The organism is Microcystis sp. M49636_WE2, from assembly GCF_030065375.1.
In the GTDB taxonomy this organism is placed as follows: Bacteria; Cyanobacteriota; Cyanobacteriia; order Cyanobacteriales; family Microcystaceae; genus Microcystis; species Microcystis aeruginosa_C.
In genome coordinates, this window is record NZ_JASJFG010000969.1 from 1 (window position 1) to 3,426 (window position 3,426).

The following is a 3,426-nucleotide window of genomic DNA, read 5'->3' on the forward strand; positions in this document are numbered from 1 at the left end:
AGGGCCAGATCCTTATCTTTTAAAAGGGAATTCGGCGCGATCGAGGCTGTGCGGGTTTGGCCGTCGTGGGTTTGGATCTGTAGGGTGGTCGCGCCGCGGGTAACGTGAGCGTTGGTCAAAACGAGGTATATACTGCCTTTTTTCCCGATAATGATTCCCGATCCCCGATTTATCTCGCTAGTAATCTTAACAGTGACTTGACGGATCGATCGCTCGATCTGCGCGTTTGGGCTGTCTTCCGCCACGATCGCCGGAGCAGAGAAAGGGGATAGCGCTTTAACCGGTACGACGGGCAGAAGTAGGAGGCTTAGGAGTAGGGGAAAGGGTTTCAACATGGTTATTATGGGGAAATTCGGGGTAAAACAGCGAAAATTCTAGCGGGTGGGAACGCAATTATTTTGCGGGCCAGCAGATCTCGTACCACAGGGTGCGTCGCGATCAGCGAGTGGTGCTTTGGCGAAAAACTCCGTCATCGAGATATAGGTTTTATCTCCGGAATTCTGGAGGAGCATATCCGAGCTTTTCCCCTCTAGGATGTCCATGAGTTGTTGCAAGACTAAATCTGGATTATCGTGGGGTTTAAGGGTAAAAAGTTGGCTATTACCATCGCAGGGATCGCCGGATCGTGAAACGCTGCAGATGATCGGGTATCCCTTCGCCCGGCCGGTGGTGAGATAGTTAAAACGCCCTTGATTATATGCTTCCTGGAATTTTTTCGTGACTTCCTCGCAACGAACCGGGGAACGTTTGGAGAAATATTCCGATTTCCAGCCGATAATCCGCACATTGCCGCTCCTTTGGGGAATCCAAGCGAGGGTGGCGGGGATTTTTCCTCCCGATGCGCGATCGAACACCTCTTTACAGAAGAAGGTGACGCCATTCGGGGTGGTCGATTGGCTGAAACCGGGGGCGATACCACCGAGGAGGACAGTGGCGAGGAGGCCGACGCAAGCGAGACGGTGGGAAATATATCTAGAGTTCATAGGGATAGTTCCTCAGAAAATAGGGATTAGAATCGTGATTAGGGTCAAAATGGGATTATTTAAGGGTTAGCGGCGGCGTTGAGGGTGTAGCGACCCGATTCACCCCCTTCGCGAGAGGTAGCCACTAGGATATAAACTCCATCGGCGGGTAATTCGGTTACAAGTCGAGCGTTAAAATCCCCGGGGGCGCGATCGACACGCTGGTCACTACGGGCGACCTGTGGGTATTTTGTCCCCTCGGAAGATTGGAGAACGCGATAGAGGACAAGATAGGGAGCGATCTCGTTGCTGTTCATATCCAGAACGATTTTCTGTCCGGCACGACCCTCGAACCCGTAATATTGCTCGTTTTGGTCTTTGGTCAAGTTGCCTTGAACGGTCTGACCGTTAAGAGGGAGGGCGAGTAACTGTATCCGATCGTCCTGTCCTAATGTTGAGACGGTGGAGACATCGCCTGTTTTAACTGCGGTGAGGAAAGCTTGCAGGCGATCGAGGGAAACGGCGAAATTAATGCCGCTCTGGGTAAGGCCGATCGGGTTTCCCGCACCGTCGTAAACGTAACTCCCGATATCGCCTGCGACGTTAACCCCCACCACTTCCCCCCGTGAATTCAAAAGCGGCCCGCCGGAATTGCCTTTGTTGATATTAGCGTTGTGTTGCACAATGCCTTTTTCGGGGTCGAGACGGCTGATAATGCCCTGGGTGAGGGTGTTTTGATAGTCCTCGTTTAAGGGTGTGCCGATGGCGAAAACGCTTTCGCCGACTTTGGCGGAGTTCGGACGGGCGAGGGGAAGATAGGGCAGGTTTTGGCGGTTATAAATCCGCAGGACGGCTAAATCCACGCCATTTTTAGCGAAGCCGATCACGTCTGCCGAGGCCTGCTGTCCGTTGGAAAATTTCACCGTCACCACCCGGGGTCCGTCCGCAACAACGTGGGCGTTGGTAATGATGATACCGTCGGGACTGACCAGAAAGCCGCTACCGTGGCCGCTGCCATTTTTGACGGTGACGACGGCGGGGCTGGCTTTCTGATAGACTCTAGAAGCGGTCTGCTCCTGCGCGAGGATGGGTGGAATGTTTTCCATCAGGAAGTTTCCTGGTTGAACGAGTAGGCCAGTGGTGGCCAGTAGCACCGATAGGGTGAAAGTAATTGGTTTCATCGGGTTGGCTCCTCTTTAGTCGGGGGATACTTGCAAGTATGTTATCGTTGGTTTTTTTCCAATTATGCGATCAAGTTTTAAGTCTTCAGGTTGCTTTTTTCACAAAAGTTTAGAGGGGGAGCGCGATCGCTCTCCCTTGCAACTTACGCACCTATCTGCCGTAGTGCTTCTATGGCGCTGTTGTACATTTCTGTGTTTCCCTGCTGGCGAAATAATTCGGCGGCCGTTGTTAGATCGGCGATCGCATTTTGTCTCTGGTTAAATGCGAGATGGACGTATCCGCGGAAATGGTAAGCGTAGGCAGCGCGGGGGTTTAGTCGGATCGCGGTGTTCAGGTCTTGAAACGCCGGCCGCCATTGTTCACGAATCGTGTAAATCATGCCCCGACCGAGGTAAGCTTCGGTATAGTCTGGATCGAGTTCGATCGCTCTGGTGAATTGAGCGAGGGCGAGATCATATTTTTCCTGTAGGATGTAGTTAATTCCCCGGTTAAAGTGGGCGATCGCTTCTTTGTAGTTCGCTTGAGTGATCAGGGTTTCGGCTGGTTGTCGGCTTTCTAGGGCCATAACGGGGCGAACAGTGGCGAGGGTGGAGAGGCCGATTAGGCTGACGGTGGTGAGAAGGGCAAAGGATTTCATGGCTAGTTCCTCGGTAAGGGTGATTTGAGCTTCTACCTAATTCATCGGTTGTTTTTTTGGGAATATGCAGAATAGGGCAATCAATTTTTTTTCCTTTCGGATACAAACGGAAAAAGCGCGGCAATCGGGAGAGCTTTGTTATCATTTAGTGAAAAATACTTGTTTTTTTTGATGCAATATGGTAAGCAAATCCCCGACGATTACTGATGCGGAATTAATTCGCCTCAGTTGTCAGAACCCGGAATTACGCTTTGAACGCAATGCAGATGGAACCTTAGTCACTATGGCACCGATCGGAAGTATTTCGGCGAATCGAGAACTGAAAGCCGGCGCTCGCCTGCTCTACTGGGTCGAACAGAACGGGTTAGGAGAGGTATTTAGTTCTAGCGGCGGTTTTAAACTGGCCAATAGCGCGGTACGCTCTCCCGATGTGGCTTTCGTGGCGAGAGAACGTTTACCGTCCGGTTGGCAGGAAAGGGAGGATGAATTTCTCGATCTCGCGCCGGATTTCGTGATCGAGATCCGTTCTAAAACCGATAGTTTATCCAAGTTAAAGCGGAAAATGGAGGAGTATCGGGAGAACGGGGTGAAGTTAGGATGGTTGATCGATCGCCACAATAAACAGGCTTTCGTCTACCGTCAGGA

At 51.5% G+C, this 3,426-nt stretch carries 5 protein-coding genes; 1 reads left to right on the forward strand and 4 read right to left on the reverse strand.

Annotated features, from left to right (window positions below; translation table 11 throughout):
* The 4 genes from PX484_RS22320 to PX484_RS22335 form a co-directional block, all read right to left on the reverse strand.
* Positions 1-335 (reverse strand): trypsin-like peptidase domain-containing protein (locus tag PX484_RS22320; protein ID WP_353853257.1); only part of this gene is annotated, 335 nt, incomplete at its 3' end.
* 39 nt (positions 336-374) lie between these two features.
* A complete protein-coding gene (locus PX484_RS22325; RefSeq protein WP_002763038.1) occupies positions 375-983 on the reverse strand; it encodes a COP23 domain-containing protein in 609 nt (202 codons plus the stop codon).
* Between the two features lie 59 nt (positions 984-1,042).
* Positions 1,043-2,143, reverse strand: a complete 1,101-nt coding sequence (locus PX484_RS22330) for a S1C family serine protease (RefSeq protein WP_287765498.1) — start codon at positions 2,141-2,143, stop codon at positions 1,043-1,045.
* A gap of 143 nt (positions 2,144-2,286) precedes the next feature.
* Positions 2,287-2,781 carry a tetratricopeptide repeat protein gene (locus PX484_RS22335; RefSeq protein ID WP_004163671.1) on the reverse strand — a complete coding sequence of 165 codons (495 nt, stop codon included), beginning with the start codon at positions 2,779-2,781 and terminating at the stop codon, positions 2,287-2,289.
* Between the two features lie 178 nt (positions 2,782-2,959).
* On the opposite strand from PX484_RS22335, the gene PX484_RS22340 reads away from it, so the two are divergent.
* A partial coding sequence (locus PX484_RS22340; protein ID WP_288105548.1) for a Uma2 family endonuclease occupies positions 2,960-3,426 on the forward strand: 467 nt, incomplete at its 3' end.